Source organism: Candidatus Eisenbacteria bacterium (assembly GCA_016235265.1).
Classification (GTDB): domain Bacteria; phylum Eisenbacteria; class RBG-16-71-46; order RBG-16-71-46; family JACRLI01; genus JACRLI01.
On sequence record JACRLI010000002.1, the window covers coordinates 211,188 to 226,601 of the forward strand.

General features: G+C 74.0%; 17 protein-coding genes. All 17 read left to right on the forward strand.

What is annotated here, in order from left to right; genetic code table 11:
- Positions 1–50: 50 nt before the first annotated feature.
- Complete coding sequence (gene rplM, locus HZB25_01290; GenBank protein MBI5835854.1) at positions 51–509, forward strand: 50S ribosomal protein L13; 459 nt, start codon at positions 51–53, stop codon at positions 507–509.
- A gap of 25 nt (positions 510–534) precedes the next feature.
- On the forward strand, positions 535–930 hold the full coding sequence (rpsI, locus tag HZB25_01295) for a 30S ribosomal protein S9 (GenBank protein ID MBI5835855.1): 396 nt from the start codon (positions 535–537) through the stop codon (positions 928–930).
- Positions 931–1,037: 107 nt separating this feature from the next.
- On the forward strand, positions 1,038–1,808 hold the full coding sequence (gene rpsB / locus HZB25_01300) for a 30S ribosomal protein S2 (protein ID MBI5835856.1): 771 nt from the start codon (positions 1,038–1,040) through the stop codon (positions 1,806–1,808).
- Positions 1,809–1,846: 38 nt separating this feature from the next.
- Positions 1,847–2,443: a translation elongation factor Ts gene (tsf, locus tag HZB25_01305; GenBank protein MBI5835857.1), complete on the forward strand. Its 597-nt coding sequence runs from the start codon at positions 1,847–1,849 to the stop codon at positions 2,441–2,443.
- A 63-nt stretch (positions 2,444–2,506) separates the two neighbouring features.
- The gene (locus HZB25_01310) at positions 2,507–3,238 is read left to right on the forward strand and encodes a UMP kinase (protein ID MBI5835858.1); all 732 of its coding nucleotides are present in this window, start codon (positions 2,507–2,509) and stop codon (positions 3,236–3,238) included.
- A 28-nt stretch (positions 3,239–3,266) separates the two neighbouring features.
- Complete coding sequence (gene frr, locus HZB25_01315) at positions 3,267–3,827, forward strand: ribosome recycling factor (GenBank protein MBI5835859.1); 561 nt, start codon at positions 3,267–3,269, stop codon at positions 3,825–3,827.
- 61 nt (positions 3,828–3,888) lie between these two features.
- Complete coding sequence (locus HZB25_01320; protein ID MBI5835860.1) at positions 3,889–4,656, forward strand: isoprenyl transferase; 768 nt, start codon at positions 3,889–3,891, stop codon at positions 4,654–4,656.
- A 7-nt stretch (positions 4,657–4,663) separates the two neighbouring features.
- A complete protein-coding gene (locus tag HZB25_01325; GenBank protein MBI5835861.1) occupies positions 4,664–5,485 on the forward strand; it encodes a phosphatidate cytidylyltransferase in 822 nt (273 codons plus the stop codon).
- Positions 5,482–6,630, forward strand: a complete 1,149-nt coding sequence (locus HZB25_01330; GenBank protein MBI5835862.1) for a 1-deoxy-D-xylulose-5-phosphate reductoisomerase — start codon at positions 5,482–5,484, stop codon at positions 6,628–6,630. The genes HZB25_01325 and HZB25_01330 overlap by 4 nt, the downstream gene beginning before the upstream one ends.
- On the forward strand, positions 6,627–7,781 hold the full coding sequence (locus HZB25_01335) for a glycosyltransferase family 4 protein (GenBank protein MBI5835863.1): 1,155 nt from the start codon (positions 6,627–6,629) through the stop codon (positions 7,779–7,781). Before HZB25_01330 ends, HZB25_01335 begins: the two co-directional genes overlap by 4 nt.
- Positions 7,778–8,857 (forward strand): glycosyltransferase family 9 protein, encoded by a 1,080-nt coding sequence (locus HZB25_01340; protein ID MBI5835864.1) that lies wholly within the window; start codon positions 7,778–7,780, stop codon positions 8,855–8,857. Before HZB25_01335 ends, HZB25_01340 begins: the two co-directional genes overlap by 4 nt.
- Positions 8,848–9,894, forward strand: a complete 1,047-nt coding sequence (locus tag HZB25_01345) for a glycosyltransferase family 9 protein (GenBank protein ID MBI5835865.1) — start codon at positions 8,848–8,850, stop codon at positions 9,892–9,894. The genes HZB25_01340 and HZB25_01345 overlap by 10 nt, the downstream gene beginning before the upstream one ends.
- The gene (locus tag HZB25_01350; GenBank protein MBI5835866.1) at positions 9,891–11,012 is read left to right on the forward strand and encodes a glycosyltransferase family 4 protein; all 1,122 of its coding nucleotides are present in this window, start codon (positions 9,891–9,893) and stop codon (positions 11,010–11,012) included. The genes HZB25_01345 and HZB25_01350 overlap by 4 nt, the downstream gene beginning before the upstream one ends.
- Positions 11,009–12,103: a glycosyltransferase gene (locus HZB25_01355; protein ID MBI5835867.1), complete on the forward strand. Its 1,095-nt coding sequence runs from the start codon at positions 11,009–11,011 to the stop codon at positions 12,101–12,103. Before HZB25_01350 ends, HZB25_01355 begins: the two co-directional genes overlap by 4 nt.
- A complete protein-coding gene (locus HZB25_01360; protein ID MBI5835868.1) occupies positions 12,084–13,160 on the forward strand; it encodes a glycosyltransferase family 9 protein in 1,077 nt (358 codons plus the stop codon). Before HZB25_01355 ends, HZB25_01360 begins: the two co-directional genes overlap by 20 nt.
- Complete coding sequence (locus tag HZB25_01365) at positions 13,157–14,206, forward strand: glycosyltransferase family 4 protein (GenBank protein MBI5835869.1); 1,050 nt, start codon at positions 13,157–13,159, stop codon at positions 14,204–14,206. Before HZB25_01360 ends, HZB25_01365 begins: the two co-directional genes overlap by 4 nt.
- Positions 14,203–15,408, forward strand: a complete 1,206-nt coding sequence (locus tag HZB25_01370; GenBank protein MBI5835870.1) for an O-antigen ligase family protein — start codon at positions 14,203–14,205, stop codon at positions 15,406–15,408. The genes HZB25_01365 and HZB25_01370 overlap by 4 nt, the downstream gene beginning before the upstream one ends.
- Positions 15,409–15,414: the final 6 nt, after the last annotated feature.

The window sequence follows — 15,414 nt, forward strand, 5'->3', positions numbered from 1 at the left end:
GGATCTGCGCGCCCCATATTCATGTTCCGGAGGGAGGTGAGAGTTTCCGAATGCGAACCGCAATTCCCCGAGAGTCCGAGATCACAGCCAAGTGGTACCTGGTGGACGCGGAGGGGCAGACGCTCGGCCGGATGGCAGCCAACATCGCCTCCGTGCTGCGCGGCAAGCACCGCCCCATCTTCACGCCGCACATGGACCTGGGCGACCACGTCGTGGTGATCAACGCGGCCCGCGTGCAGGTGACCGGCAAGAAGCTGGAGAAGAAACAGTACTTCCGTCACACCATGTACCCGGGCGGCGCGCGCTTCACGCCGATGGGTGAGATCCTGGACAAGAACCCGGAACGCCTGATCACGATGGCGGTCAAGGGCATGCTGCCCAAGACCCGCCTCGGCAGGGCGCTCCTGAAGAAGCTGAAAGTGTACGCGGGAGCCGAGCACCCGCACCAGGCCCAGGGTCCCGAGCCCATCCGGCTCACGCACCTGGGCGGTGTGGCGCCGCGCGCCTGACGCCAGCCATCCGTAGGAGGAAGTCTTGGCAGAATCAAACGTGATCGTGTCCGTGGGCCGGCGCAAGGAGGCGGTCGTCCGCGTCCGCATGCGTCCCGGTTCCGGGCAGCGTGTGGTCAACGGGCAGCCCATGATGGACTACTTCAAGCGCTCCGTCCTGGTGATGGTCGCGGAGAAGCCCATGGTGCTGACCAACATGATGGACAAGGTGGACTTCACCGCCAACTGCAAGGGCGGGGGTCTCAGCGGCCAGGCCGGCGCCCTCTCGATGGGCCTGGCGCGGGCGCTCCAGAAGATGGACCCGGGCCTGCGTGCCATGCTGGGCACCGAGGGGCTCCTGACGCGCGACTCGCGGATGAAGGAGCGCAAGAAGTACGGTCAGCCGGGCGCGCGCAAGCGCTTCCAGTTCTCCAAGCGTTAATCGGATTCATCTCGCACGCCGCGTTTCGCGCGGCGCCTGAGGGTCCCCGCCCGTGAGGGCGGGGTCGGCGCCGATCGCGGCGGAGGGTCAACCCCGAAAGGAACGCAATGTCGGAAATCACCATGAAGGACCTCCTCGAAGCGGGGGTCCACTTCGGCCACCAGACCCGCCGGTGGAACCCGAAGATGCGCAAGTACATCTTCCTCGAGCGCAACGGGATCCACATCATGGACCTGCAGAAGACCATGAAGTGCGTCGAGGAGGCCCGCAAGGCGGTCCACAAGCTCGTCCGCGACGGCGGCAAGGTGCTCTTCGTCGGCACCAAGAAGCAGGCCAAGGAGACCATCGCCGAGGAGGCCGTGCGCTGCGGGATGTTCCACGTGACCGAGCGCTGGCTCGGCGGCACGCTCACGAATTTCCGCACCATCCGCTCGAACATCCAGCGTCTCAAGGAAATCGAGCAGATGCAGAAGGACGGCACCATGGAGAAGCTGTCCAAGAAGGAGGCCGCCTCCAACGAGAAGGAGCGCGTCCGCCTCGAGAAGTGCTTCTCCGGCATCAAGGACATGGGCGGGCTCCCGCAGCTCATGTTCGTGGTGGACACCAAGCGCGAGAAGATCGCGGTGGCCGAGGCCAACCGGCTGAGCATCCCCATCGTCGCCGTGGTGGACACCAACTGTGATCCCGACCCCATCGACCACCCGATTCCCGGCAACGACGACGCCATCCGTGCCATCCGGCTGTTCAGCCGCCTGGTGAGCGACACCGTGCTCGACGCGCGGCAGACGGCGAGCGAGGGCCGGGACGTGGAGACCGTCGTCGAAACGGTGTACCACGCGGGCCCGGAGGCCGAGGGCGAGTTCACCAGAGTGCCGTAGGCCGGCGGGCACTGGTACATAAGATCCGGAGGAAGCGAATGGCGGAAATCACCGCGACGCTGGTGAAGGAGCTGCGCGAGCGCACCGGCGTGGGCATGATGGAATGCAAGAAGGCCCTGTCCGAAACGGGCGGGGATCTCGAGAAGGCCGCGGAGCACCTGCGCAAGATGGGTGCGGCGCAGGCGGCGAAGAAGGCCGACCGGGCCACGCGGGACGGCCTGGTCGAGTCCTACATCCACCCCGGCGGCCGCCTCGGCGTGCTGATCGAGGTGAACTGCGAGACCGACTTCGTGGCCCGCACCGACGACTTCAAGCTGCTGGTGCACAACCTGGCCATGCACGTGGCCGCCGCGCGCCCGCAGTGGGTGCGCCGCGAGGACGTCCCCGCGGAGATCCTGGACAAGGAACGCGAGATCTACCGCGAGCAGATGGTGCGCGAGGGCAAGCCCGCGAACATCATGGACAAGATCGTGGACGGCAAGATCAACAAGTTCTACGAGGAGACCTGCCTGCTGGAGCAGCCCTACATCCGCGACCCGGACCGCAAGGTGAACCAGGTGGTCCAGGACGCGGTGGGCAAGATCGGCGAGAACATCCAGGTCCGCCGGTTCGGCCGGTTCGAGCTGGGGGCCTAGAGCCGGGTTCCGGGTCCCGCCCCCCGCCACCCGGCGGGGGGCGCACAGGGAAGGGGCGTCTGCTTGAAACCGCCCAGGTACGGAAGGATCCTCCTGAAGCTCTCCGGCGAGATGCTGGCCGGGGAACAGAAGGTGGGCATCGACGCGGAGCGGATCCAGTGGATCTGCGGCGAGGTGGCCGCGGTCGCCCGTTCCGGGGTGCAGGTGGGGATCGTGGTCGGCGGGGGCAACATCTTCCGCGGGCTGGCCGCCAGCGCGTCGGGTATGGACCGCGTCAACGCCGACTACATGGGAATGCTGGCGACGGTGATCAACTCGCTGGCGCTGCAGCACTCCCTGGAGAAGCTCGACCTGGACACCCGCGTCTGCTCGGCCATCGCCATGCAGACGCTGGCCGAAACCTACATCCGGCGCCGCGCCCAGCGGCATCTCGAGAAGGGCCGGATCGTGATCATGGCCGGCGGCACCGGCAACCCCTATTTCACCACCGACACGGCGGCCGTGCTGCGCGCCATCGAGGTCGGGGCCGAGGTGATCCTCAAGGCCACCAAGGTGGACGGCGTCTACGACGCCGACCCGGTGGCCCAACCCGGCGCGCGCCGCTTCGAAGAGATCAACTACCTCGATGTCATCAACCGCGGTCTGAAGGTCATGGATTCCACCGCGATCTCCCTGTGCATGGACAACGCCCTGCCCATCGTGGTGTTCGACCTCGCCACGCCGGGCAACCTGGGGCGCGTGGTCGCCGGGGAGCGCGTCGGCACGCTGGTCCACGCGGGGGCCGCGCCCAGCTGAGGCGGTTCCGCGTCCGAGGGGAGGGTGCATGGAAGACAAGAAGCTGATCCACGATGTGGAAGAGTCCATGAAGAAGGCGCAGGAGGCCACGCGCCACGAGCTGTCGGTGATCCGCACCGGCAAGGCCAGCCCGGCCCTGCTCGACACGGTGAAGGTGGAGGCCTACGACAGCCTGATGCCGCTCTCGCAGGTGGCCAGCGTGTCGGCTCCCGAGCCGCGCCTGCTGCTGGTGACCCCCTGGGACAAGAGCACGCTCAAGGCCGTCAGCAGCGCCATCCGGGCCTCGGAACTGGGCCTCAACCCGCAGGACGACGGCGCCGTGATCCGCGTGCCCATCCCCGCGCTCAGCGAGGAGCGGCGCAAGGACATGGTGAAGCTGGTTGCGAAGCTGGTGGAGGAGGGGCGCGTCCACATCCGGCAGTGCCGCCGCGACGGCAACGAGAAGCTGAAGAAGCTGGAGAAGGACGGTCACGTCTCCGAGGACGACATCAAGCGGATCCAGGACCAGATCCAGAAGCTCACCGACGCCTACATCAAGCACCTCGACGACCTGCTGGCGAAGAAGCAGGCCGAGGTGATGGAGGTCTGACCGGCCGGCCCCGCGCCTTCCCGCGGGGTCGTACCGGCGGCCGCTCCCCGGCCCCCGAGCGATGACGGAAACCGCCCGGTTGCTGGCCCGGCTCAAGGGCCGGCGCGCGGACCTCCCGCGCCACATCGCCATCATCATGGACGGCTCGGGCCGCTGGGCCCGGCGCCGCGCGCTGCCGCGCCTGGCCGGCCACCGCGCCGGGCGCGCCTCGGTGCGCGCCGCCGTGGAGGGCTGCATCGAGCTGGGCGTGGAAGTCCTGACCCTCTACACATTCTCCGTCGAGAACTGGAACCGGCCGCGCACCGAGGTGGGCGGCCTGATGAAGTTCCTCCAGCGCACCCTGCGCGAGGAGCGCGAGGAGCTCAAACGCAACGGCGTGCGCCTGGCGGTGATCGGCCAGCGCGACGCGCTGCCCGCCGACGCACGCCAGGCGGTGGACGAGACCGTGGAGTACCTCTCGGGCGGGCAGCGCCTGCTGCTGGTGCTGGCCCTCTCCTACGGCGGGCGGCAGGAGATCGTGAACGCCGCGCGCCAGCTCGCCCGCCGCGTGAAGCAGGGAGCCCTGCGGCCCGAAGACATCGACGAGGAGCTCTTCTCCGGCGAGCTGTGGACCCAGGGTCTGCAGGATCCCGACCTCCTGATCCGCACCAGCGGCGAGATGCGCGTCAGCAATTTCCTGCTGTGGCAGATCGCCTACGCCGAGATGTGGGTCACCCCGGTGCTGTGGCCGGACTTCCGGGCCCGCCACCTGTACGAGGCGGTGGCCGACTACCTCAAGCGCGAGCGCCGCTTCGGCCGCGTGGACACGCGCCCCGCGCGCGGGCGTTGAGCCGCCGGTGAGGCGCGATCCCGCGCTGCTGGGCCGCGTGCTCTCCGCCGCGGTCTTCCTGCCGGTGCTGGCGCTGCTGATGTGGGCCGGCGGCCCGTGGTGGGAGGGCTACTGCGCGCTGCTGCTCTCGCTGGCGCTGATCGAGTTCTACCGCATGGGCCCGCGAAGCCTGCCGGCATGGGCCTGCGCCGTGGGGGTCGCGGCGCTGCTGGCGCCCCTGGCCTGGGCGCGCCTGCTGTGGCCCGCGGCGGTGTCGGTGCTGGCCCCGCTGGGGGCGCTGGCGGTGCTCGCCGGGGTGGCCGCGCGCGCGCGCGGGCTCTCCTTCAGCCCGGCGGGACGCGCGGCGCTGGGGCTCGCCTACGTCGGGTTCCTGGGCTATGCCATGCCCGGGCTGCGCCTCTCCCCGGGCCACGGCTACAGTGGCGCGCAGGCCACCGCGATGGCCTACGTGCTCACCTGGAGCGCCGACACCGCCGCCTACGGCGTGGGCCTGGCGCTGGGCCGGCACCCGCTGGCGCCCGCCATCAGCCCGAAGAAGACCTGGGAAGGCGCGGCCGGCGGCCTGTGCGCCGCGGTCCTGGTGGGCGCGCTCTCAGGGGCCACGCTGTGGACTTTCCTGGGCCCGGTCCGCGGCGCGCTCCTGGGCGCGCTGGTGGGCGTGGTGGGCCAGGCGGGCGACCTGCTGGAGTCCATGTTCAAGCGCCAGTTCGGCGCCAAGGACAGCGCCTCCTGGATTCCCGGCCACGGCGGTGTCCTCGACCGCTACGACAGCCTTTTGACCGCCACCCCGGTGGTGTGGGGGTTCCTGCTGTGCGCGATGCGACCCTGAAGCCGCGCGGCCTCTCGATCCTGGGCTCGACCGGCTCCATCGGCGAGCAGGCGCTGGAAGTGCTGCGCCTGCACCCCGGCGAGATCCGCGTCGTGGCCCTCACCGCGGGGCGGCGCGCGGAGCGCCTGGTGGAGCAGGCCCTGGAATTCCGGCCCACGCTGGTGTGCGTGGCCGACCCGGCGGCCGCGACGCGCGTGCGCGACGCCCTGGGGCCGGCGGTGAAGGTGGTCTCGGGGGAGGCGGGGCTGCTGGCGTGCGCCACCCACCCGGACGCGCCGCTGGTGCTCAATGCGCTGGTGGGCTCGCGGGGGCTCGCGCCCACGCTGGCGGCCCTGGAGTCCGGCCGCACCCTGGCGCTGGCCAACAAGGAGACCCTGGTGGCGGGCGGGCCGCTGGCCGCGCGGGCGGCGCACCGCGGCGGGGGCAAGCTGCTGGCCGTGGACAGCGAGCACTGGGCGCTGGGCGAGCTGCTCGAGGGTCGCGACGCGGCCGAAGCCCGCCAGGTGTGGATCACGGCCTCGGGGGGGCCGCTGCGCGGCATGGATCCCGCACGGTTCGATTCGCTCACACCCGCCGAGGTGCTGGCCCACCCGGTGTGGGCCATGGGGCCGCGAATCACCGTGGACAGCGCCACGCTGCTGAACAAGGGCTTCGAGGTGCTGGAAGCCCGGTGGCTCTACGAGCTGCCGCTGGAGCGCGTGGGCGCGGTGGTGCACCCGGAGGCGCTGGTGCATGCGATGGTGGAGTGGGGCGACGGATCGTGGACGGCGCAGCTGAGCGCTCCGAGCATGTCGCTGCCCATCCAGCGCGCGCTCCTGGGCCGCCGCGCGCACCCCACGCCGGCCCCGCCCCTGGGGCTGCTGCAGGCCGGCGCGCTGCACTTCGAGGAGATCGACACGCGCGCCTTCCCCTGCTACGGGCTGGCGCGCGCCGCGGGCGAGGCCGGTGGCACCTATCCCGCCGCACTCAACGCCGCCGACGAGGTGGTGGTGGAGGCCTTCCTCGCCGGGCGCATCCGGTTCCCGGATATCGCGCGCCTGCTGCGCCGCGTCCTGGACCGGCACACTCGCCGGGAGCTGGACGGTCCGGGGGACGTGTGGGAGGCGGACCGGGAAGCCCGCGCGCTGGCCCGCGAGATGCTGTGAAGACGCTGTTCGTTTCCGCGGCCCGGCCGTTCAACGCGGAGACGGAACAGAGCCTGTTCCTCGCCGCGGCGCTGGCCGCGCGCGGGCACGCCTGCCGCTGGATGGCCCCCCCCGGGTCCGGCAGCCTGATGCGCGCCGCGGACGCGGGCCTGCCCGTCACGGAGTTCCCCGGCACGCACTTCGGCAACAACCCGCTCCGCTTCGCCGCCCAGTGGCGCGCGTTGCGGCGGGAGGTCCGCCGCTTCGGCCCCGACGTGATCTACACCGTGGAGTCCCCCGCGCACCTGCTGGGCGCGCTGGTGCGCGGCGCGGCCGCGGGGGCGCCGGGGGCCACCGGCGGGCGCCGGGGCCGGCCCGCCGCGCTGGTGCGCTGGCGCGGGAGCAACACGCCGTTGCGCCGGCGGCCCGGCAGCCGCGCGCTCTACGACCGCGACACCCGCTTCGTCCTGGTGCCCTGCGCGCGGCTCGCCGAGGAGGCGCGCGCCGCCGGCTTCCATACCCGGCACTGGCGCGTGCTGGACGGCTGCGTGGACGGAACCCGGTTCTGCCCCGGCCCGGCCGAGGCTTCGGCGTGGATGGAGGCGGGCCTGGGCCCGGGAGCCGAGGTGGTGGCGCTGACCGCCCGGCTCGCGCCGGTCAAGGGCGTGGGGATCTTCCTGGAAGCGCTCGAGCGGGTGCGGCGCACGCGACCCAGGGTGGCGGCGGTCCTGATGGGCGAGGCCTGGGAGGGGCAGGAGGCGGCATACCGCGACGGGGTGGCGCGGCTGGGGCTGGAGGGCGCCGCGCACTGGCTGGGCCGGCGCGAGGACGTGGTCCGCTGGCTGCGGCTGGCCCGGGTGGGGGTGGTGAGCTCGGTGGGCAGCGAGCTGCACAGCCGGGCCGCCCTGGAGTACATGGCCTGCGGGCTGCCGGTGGCGGCCACGCGCGTGGGAGTGCTGCCCGAGTGGCTGGAGGGCCGCCCGTGGGCGCGCCTGGCGCCGCCGGGCGACGCCGCCGGGCTGGCGGAGGCGATCGTGGAGCTGCTCTCGGATCCCGCCCGCGAGGAGCTGGGCGCGGCGGCGAGGGCGGAGGCGCTGACCCGGTTCTCCCCGGCGCGGTTCACGTCCGAAGTGGAGGCGGTGCTGCTCGAGGCCGCGGGGGCCGGGGAGTGAAGGAACTGGAGCGCGGCGCCCGGCGCGGGCTGGCCCGGATTCTCGGAGGCGTGTTTCGCCCGGAGCCCGAGCCCGCATGGGACCGCGGGGCGCTGCGCCGGGTCGCGGTGCTGCGCCTGGACCGTCGCCTGGGCAACCAGGTGATCCTGTTCCCGATGCTGGAGGCGCTCCGCCGCGCGTGTCCCGCCGCCGAGATCGAGGTCATCGCCCCGGGCCCCTACGACGCGGCCTACGAGGGGCTGGAGTCGGTTACCCGCGTGCTGCGCTTCGAGCGTTCCTCGCCGGGCCATGCGGAGGGCTGGCGGACCATCCCCGCCCTGCGCTCCCGCCGCTACGACATGGTGATCGAGGCCGGCCATCACCACACCTTCTCGTTGTCGGGGGCGCTGCTCGCGCGCGCGCTGGGCGCGCCCCTGCGGCTGGGCTTTCGGCGCGGCGACAGCCCGCGTCACCTCAACATCCTGGTGGACGCGCCCCTCGCCCCGGGCCCCGGGCGCGCCCGGATCTTCTTCGAGCTGGCGCGCCGGCTGGACCCGGCGGCGGTGTACGCCCCTCCCCGGTGGAAGGTAACGCCCGCCGAGCGGGCCGCGGGCGAGGCGGCGCGCCGCCGCCTGGGCCTGGGCGCGGGGGCCGTGGGCATCCACCCCGGGGGACGCGGCGCTCGGCAGTGGCCGCGGGAGAACTTCGAGTCGGTGGCCCGGGCGCTGGCGGACTCAGGGCTCCAGCCGGTGCTGTTCCTGGGAGCCGGGGAGGCGGACCAGGCGGGGGCGTGGCGCGCCGCGGCCGGTCATGCGTGGCGCCTGGTGGAGACCCCGCCGCTGCGCGAATTCGCCGCGCTGGTGGAGGGTCTCTCGGGCTGGGTGTCCGGGGACACCGGCCCGCTCCACGTGGCGGTGGCGCTGGGGGTGCCGGCGGTGGGCGCGCTGCTGCACCCGGAGAGTCTGGAGGCGCTGGAGGAATCGCCCCGCTACCGGGGGATCCTGCGCGTCGGGAGCGGGCCCGGGGTGGACGAGGTGGTGGAGACGTTGTGCGCGCTTCGGGCCGGCGGCGGGCCGGCGGGGGGACCGTGGACCTGATCCTGCTGAAGTCGGCCATCCGCGCGGTGACCCTGGCCGGCGTGCGGCCGCGCCGCGGGACCGCGCTGCCCGACCGGGCCCGGGTGCTGCTGCTGCGCCACGACCGCATCGGGGACGCGCTGCTGTCCACGTGCTTCCTCGATGCGCTGGCCCGCCATCGCCCGGGCTGGAAGGTGGACCTGCTGCTGGGCCGCGACAATCTCCGCGTGCTGGACGGGCGGGCCGAGATCGGCCGGCGCTGGTGCTACGACCGGCGCGCCCTCAACACCTTCCGGCTGGCCCGCGCGCTGCGCGCCGAGCGCTACGACCTGGCCATCGACCTGATGAACCACCCCTCGCTCACCTCCTCGGTGTTCATGCGGCTGATGCGCCCGCGCCTCTCCGCGGGCTTCCACGAGGAGCGCCGCGGCTTTCCCTTCGACATCCCGGTGCCCGCGCAGCCGCGCAGCACGGTGCACATCGTGAAGCGCCTCGGCGAGCTGTTGCGCGCGCTGGGCTGCCCGGCGCCCGACGACGAGCTCCGGCTCCGCTTCGAGCCCACCGCGGCGGCCCGCGCCCGGGCCCGAGCGGTCCTGGAGCCGCTGCGCGCGGGGGGCGCGCGGCTGTGCGGCGTGAACACCAGCGCCGGCGCCCTGGACCGCTTCTGGGGCGCGGAGAACTACCGCGCCTTCCTCCTGGGCGCGGCGCGGCGCTTTCCAGGCCAGCGCTTCGTGGTGTTCGCCGTGCCCGCGGAGATGGACCGGGCGGCGCGCATCGCGGATCGCGTCTCCGGCGCGGTGCTGGCGCCCCCGACCGGCTCCTTTGACGAGTTCGCCGCGACCATCGAGGGCATGGACTCCGTGCTCACGCCGGACACCTCGGTGGTGCACCTGTGCGCCGCCTTCGGAATCCCCGAGGTGGTGCTCTACGCCGACGAGAACAAGGCCCTGGTGTGGGCCCCGTGGGGCGTGGAGCACCGGGCGCTGATCGCGCGCCGGGGGATGGAGTCCATCCCGGCCTCGGAGGCGGTGGACGCGTGGTCGGAGCTGGTCCGATGAACCTGGTGGTGCTGGACTCGGCCCGGCCGGCGGTGCTGGGAGGAGTGGAGCGGTCGCTGGCGGACCTGGCGGGCCGCGCACGACGCCTGGGCCACGACGCGCGCGCCGTGGGACGCGCCGGCTCGCGGTTCGCGGCACACTGCGCCGCGCTGGGCCTGCCCACCCTGGAGCTGCCCCTGCGCAACGGGCTGGACCTCGCCTCGGCCGGGCGGCTGCGCGCGCTGTTCGCCGACCACCGCACCGATGCCGTGCTGGGGGCCACCACCCGCGACGCGCGCCTGGCCGGCCTGGCGCGCGTGGGGCGTGCCGGCCCGTGCGTGGCGCTGCTGATGGGCCTGCCGATGATCCGCGATTCGTGGTCCCACCGGTTCACCTACCGCTGGTTCGTGGACGCGCTGTGCTCGCCCACGCCGTGGCTGCTCGAGGTCTCCGAGCGCTACCCGTTCGCGCGCCGCCTGCCGGTGGCGGTGCTGCCCGACGGCGTGGACGAGGCGCTCTTTCCGCCGCTGTCGGGCCTGTCCACCTCGCGCGCCGCGGCGCGCGCGGAAGCCGGGATTCCGGCGGGCCGGGCGGTGTTCGCCAGCGTCGGCCACCTGGTGGCGCGCAAGAACCTGCTGTGGGTGCCGCCGCTCCTGGCGCGGCTGCCCGGCGGCCTGGACTGGGAGTGGTGGGTGATCGGCGACGGCCCGCAGGAGACTGAGGTGCTGGCGTCGCTGCGCACGCTCGGGCTGGTCCACCGGGTGAAGATGCTGGGCCACCGCGACGACGTCCCGCGGCTGCTGCTGTGCGCCGACGCCCTGGTGATGCCCTCCCGGGCAGAACAGCTGCCGCTGGCCGCGCTGGAGGCCCGGCGGGCGGGGGTGCCGCACGTGCTCATCTCCCCGGTGGGCGCGGTGGAGGAGATGCGCTCGCTGGGCATGCGGGTGCTGCCCGCGGACGACGCGGCGGCGTGGCTGGCGGCGCTGGAGTCCGCGGCCCGGGCGCCGGGCGGATGCGACCCGCCCCGCGAGTGGCGCCACGGGGCCGACGCGGCGGCCTCGGGAAGGCTGCGCTTCCTCGAGGAACTGGCGTGGCTCGTCGCCGGCGCGCGCGGGGCGGCCGCCGGGGGGCGGGCGTGAAGATCCTGTTCTGCAATTCCATGAAGGGCCTCGGGGGAGGCGAGCGCTGGCTGCTGGACTCCGCGGCCGGGTTGCTCCGCCGGGGCCACCAGGTGTGGGTATCCGGGCGCGCCGGCGGGCCGGTGCTGGCGCGCGCGGCGCAGGCCGGCGCGCGCACGCTGCCCGCGCCCTTCGCCGGCGACCTGGACCTGGCCACCGTGGCGGTGCTGGGCCGGTTCCAGGCCCGCGAATCCCCGGACGTGGTGGTGGCGCAGATTCAGCGGGCGCACCGGCTGTGCGCGCTGGCCGCTCCGGCCGGGGGCGGAGTGCCGCTGGTGCTGCGCGTGGGGCAGCTGCGGCGCGTGCCCCGCAAGTGGTTCAACCGGCTGGCGTGGAGCCGCCTGGCGCTGGTCCTCGCCAACTGCGAGGCCATCCGCGCGGACCTGGCGCACACCGGCCTGGTTCCGGCCGGTCGCTTGAGGGTGCTGTACAACGGGCTGCCCCCGGTCGCGCCGCACGAGCGGGCGGCGGCGCGGGCGGCGATCGGGGCCGGCCCCGGCGACGAGGTCGTGGCGTGCGTGGCGCGCCTGGCGGTGCGCAAGGGGCACGAGACCCTGCTGGCCGCGTGGCCCGCGGTGCGGGCGGCCCGCCCGCGGGCCCGGCTCCTCCTGGCCGGCGGGGGTTCGCGCGCCGCGGAATTGCGGGGGCTGGCGGGCCGTCTGGGGCTGCAGGACTCGGTGAGCTTCCTGGGCGAAGTGCAGGACGTGGCATCGGTGTGGGCCGCGGCGGACCTCTCGGTGCTGCCCTCCGAGCTGGAAGGCCTGCCCTACGCGGTGCTGGAGTCCATGGCTGCCGGCGTGCCGTGCGTGGCCACCCGCGTGGCCGGGGTTCCGGAGATGCTGGAGCACGAGGTGAGCGGCCTGCTGGTGCCGCCACGCGACGCGGGGGCGCTGGCGCGCGAACTGGTCCGCGGGCTCGCCGACGGGCCGCTGCGGGCGCGGCTGGTGTCGGGAGCAGCCCGGACCGCGCGCGAGCGCTTCGGCTACTCCGAAATGCTGGACCGGTTCGAGGCCTGGATGCTGGAGGTGGCGGATGGCCGGGTCCGTGCGTGAGGATCTTCCACGCGGCGCGGCGTCCTCCGGGGGATGCTCCCTCGAACCGGCGTCGGTGCGCCGCCTGGTGGTGGTGCAGCTCTACTTTCTCGGCGACACGCTGCTGGCCACCCCCGCGCTCCGCGCGCTGCGGCGGCGCTTCCCTGGCGCCGCGCTCGAGGTGGTGGTGAAGCGCCGCTCCGCCGCGGCCCTGGAGCGCAATCCGAACGTGGACCGGGTCACGCACTACGACCCGCCGCGCGTGTGGCAGCGGCCCTTCCACTGGGCGGCGCTGGCCCGGGGCTGGCGGGACGGTGGAGTGGACCTGGCGGTGGACCTCACCGCCGACGGCCGCGCCGAGCGCCTGCTGGCCGGCATGCGGCCCGCGCATTCGGTGGGCTTCCACCGCGAGGGCCGGATCGCGGCACGGCCCGGGATCCCCAAGGCCTGCGGGCCGGAGCACGTGTCCCGTCACATGCTGGAGCTGGTCGGCCTGGTGGGCGCGACGGGGGATGCCCGGCTGGAGTTCCATCCTTCCCCGGGCGCGCGCGAGGCGGCGCGAGCCTGGCGCGGGGGGCTGCGGGGCCCGGTGGTGGCGCTGCACCCCGGGGGCAACCGCAAGCTGCGGCGGTGGCGGCCGGACCGTTTCGCCGCCCTGGCGCGCGGGCTGGCCGCGGGCGGCGCCCACGTGTGGGTCATCGGGGGACGCGGCGAGAGGGCCCTGGGGGCGCTGCTGGCCCGCGAGGGCGCCGAGGACGCCAGCGGCAGGCTGGATCTCGACGCGGCGGCGGCGCGGCTCGAGGAGAGCGACCTGCTGGTGGCCAACGATTCCGGGCCGATGCACCTCGCCGCGGCGGTGGGCACGCCGGTGCTGGCCCTGTTCGGCCCGTCGCTGCCGCACACCGCGGCGCCGCTGGGCCCGCAGCACGCGCACCTGCACGTGCGCCTCGAGTGCTGTCCGTGCGACCAGCGCCGCTGCGTGCGCCCGAACGATTTCTGCCTCGACCGCATCCCCGTGGAGCAGGCGCTGGAGCGGGCGCGGGAGATGCTGGGAGCGTCCGTGGAAGGGACCCCGTGAGCGCGCGCCGGCCCCTGCGGGTGATGCTGCTGAACTCCGCCGCGCCGGATCGCTCGGGGGGCGCCGAAGTGTGGATGCGACGCGCCCTCGGCATGCTGGCGGCGATGGGCCACCAGGCGACAGGGCTGGCGCCGGCGGGTTCCCCGGCGCTGCCGGGGGGCGATGGGAGCCCGGCGGAGGGCGGCCCGCGGGGGCACGCGTGGGACGGCGGCCTGGGTTCCCTGGCGCGCACCCTGCGCGAGTTCCGTCCCGACGTGGCCGTCGCCGTACAGCACCGCGACCTGCGCCGGCTGTGGTGGGCTGCGCGCGGCACCCCGGTGCGGCGCGTCATGGCCCGGCACCTGGCGTCGGAGAAGCCCAGCTGGAAGCGCCGCTTCCACTACGCGCAGCTTTGCGACGCCGTGTGGACCACGTCCGAGTACATGCGCGGTCGGCTGGAGCGGCTGGATCGCGTGGCCCCGCACAGGATCTTCGTGATGCGCCCGTCCCTGCCGCCCCTGCCGGCCCGGCCGGAACCGGGTGGTCCGCCCACGCTGCTGTGCGTGGGCCGGCTGGCGCCGGAGAAGGGCCAGGACGTGCTGCTGCTCGCGCGGCAACGGATGCGCATGCCGGCGCGTCTGTGCATCATCGGGCGCGGGCGCGAGGAAGCGGCGTTGCGCTCCCTGGCGCGCAGTTTGGGGCTGGAGGACGCGGTGGAGTGGACCGCGCACCTGGACGACCTGGCTCCGGCGTTCGCGGCGGCGCACCTGGCGGTACAGCCCTCGCGGCTCGAGGCGTTCGGGCTGGCGGCGCTGGAGGCACTCGCGCGCGGGGTGCCGGTGGTGGGCTCGCGCGTGGGGGGCTTGCCGGAAGTCGTGGGGGAGGCGGGGGAGCTGGTGGAGCCGGACGATCCCGCGGCGCTGGCCGCGGCCCTGGACCGCGGCCTGCAGGACGGCGCCCTGCGCGCGGGGTGGTCGGAGTCCGGAGTGCTGCGGGCGCGCTCGCTGTTCTCGCCCGCCGAGGAGGCGCGCTCGCTGGAGCGGGCGCTGGAAGGGAGCCTGCCGTGAGCCGCGCGTTGCCGCCGCGGGTGGACTGGCCCATCGTCGCGCCGCTGGCGCTGGCGCTGCTGTGCCTGCCGATCGCCCGCTCGCTGGTGTCGGTGGCGTGGGTGTTGCTGGCGGCGGTGCTGGCGTTGCGGGCGGTGCGGCGGGAGCTTGATCTTCCGCGCGAGCTGGTCTTCGGAACCATTTGCTGCATAGTCGCTTGGGGAATCTCGATCGGCGGGAGCCGGGATCCTTCCGCGACCCTGCGCGCGTGGCTTGCATGGTCCGGGATGCTGCTGCCGGTGCTGGCCGTGGCGTCGCGCCGCGACCGGGCGGGGCTGCCGCCCGCGCTGCAGGCGTTGTGGCTGGCGGGATCGCTGCTGCTGGGCGCGTGGCTGATCGTGGAAATGCGGCTCGGGTGGCATCTCTTGAGCGGCAGGTTCCCGGGGCTCTCGTACCCGATGATGCCCAACCCCAACTCGGCCGCCCAGTACCTGCTGCTGCTGTTCTGCTGGAGCTTCGGCTTCGCCCTGCTCGCGCGGGGCCGCGCGGCCGGCTGGTGGCACGCGGCCTGGGCCGGAAGCGCGCTGCTGCTGGCGTGCTGCCACTCGCGGGCCTCGTGGCCGGCATTTGCGCTGGCCACGGTGTTTTCAAGCTGGAGGGCCCGCCGGCCGAAAATGACGTGGGTGGCGGCCATGACGTGGGTGGCGGCCGCGGTGTTCGTGGCCGGCAACTGGATGCTGCCGCAGTCGCTGTGGGACCGCGCGCTGCAGCTCACCCGGCTCGAGGACGTGTCCATCCTGGGCCGGCTGCAGGGTTGGGTCGCGGCGCTGCGCATGATCGCGCGGCGCTCCTTCACCGGGGAGGGCCTGGGGGCCTGGAAGCCCGCCTACGAGCTGGTGCGCTCCCCGGAATTCCCGCGCGACTGGCCGCACGCGCACAACTTCTACCTGGGCACGCTGGCGGAGACCGGCTTCCTGGGGCTGCTGGGCTTCGGGCTCCTGATGTGGGGGTTCCGCGACGCCTGGCGCGCCGGGCTGCGGGCGCCGGATCCGCGGCCCGAGGAGCTGGGCATCACTGCCGCGCTGCTGGGCACCGCGGTGGTGGGCCTATTCGACGTCGCGTGGGCCGGCGAGCCGGGATTCGCGTTCCTGGCCCTGGCGGCGTTCACCATGAGGATGCGGCACGCGCCTCCGGCTTCCTTGACCCCCCGCGAAAGCGGCTGATAGACT